The 781-nt window shown below is 52.4% G+C and carries 1 protein-coding gene; it reads right to left on the bottom strand.

The genetic code is table 11. From position 1 onward, the window contains the following. On the bottom strand, positions 1–781 hold a 781-nt coding region (locus HA51_RS26770), incomplete at both ends, for an elongation factor Tu (protein ID WP_139810745.1).

Here is a 781-nt window from a genome sequence, read left to right as displayed (position 1 = left end):
CAACGCCTTCTGGCAGTTGAACGTCACCGGTCACGTCAGTAGTACGGAAGTAGAACTGAGGACGGTAGCCTTTGAAGAACGGAGTATGACGGCCGCCTTCTTCTTTAGACAGTACGTACACTTCTGAAGTGAACTGGGTATGCGGCTTGATTGAACCCGGCTTAGCCAGAACCTGACCACGCTCGATATCTTCACGCTTGATACCACGCAACAGAACACCACAGTTCTCGCCTGCCTGACCCTGGTCCAGCAGTTTGCGGAACATTTCAACGCCAGTACAGGTAGACTTAACAGTATCTTTAAGGCCAACAACTTCAACTTCGTCGCCGACTTTCACGATACCGCGCTCAACACGACCGGTTACAACAGTACCACGGCCTGAGATTGAGAATACGTCTTCGATTGGCAGCAGGAACGGCATGTCAATTGCACGTACTGGCTCTGGGATATAAGTATCCAGATGACCAGCCAGTTCAATGATCTTCTCTTCCCACTCAGCTTCGCCTTCCAGCGCTTTCAGAGCAGAACCGCGAATGATTGGAGTATCGTCGCCTGGGAAGTCGTATGCAGACAGCAGGTCACGTACTTCCATCTCAACCAGTTCCAGCAGCTCTTCGTCATCAACCATGTCGCACTTGTTCAGGAACACGATGATGTAAGGAACGCCAACCTGACGACCCAGCAGGATGTGCTCACGGGTCTGTGGCATTGGGCCATCAGTCGCAGCTACAACCAGGATCGCGCCGTCCATCTGCGCAGCACCGGTGATCATGTTTTTCAC

It is taken from the genome of Pantoea rwandensis, from assembly GCF_002095475.1.
Classification (GTDB): domain Bacteria; phylum Pseudomonadota; class Gammaproteobacteria; order Enterobacterales; family Enterobacteriaceae; genus Pantoea; species Pantoea rwandensis.
Note: the sequence above shows the minus strand (reverse complement) of the source record. Positions and strands in the feature narration are given on the sequence as shown.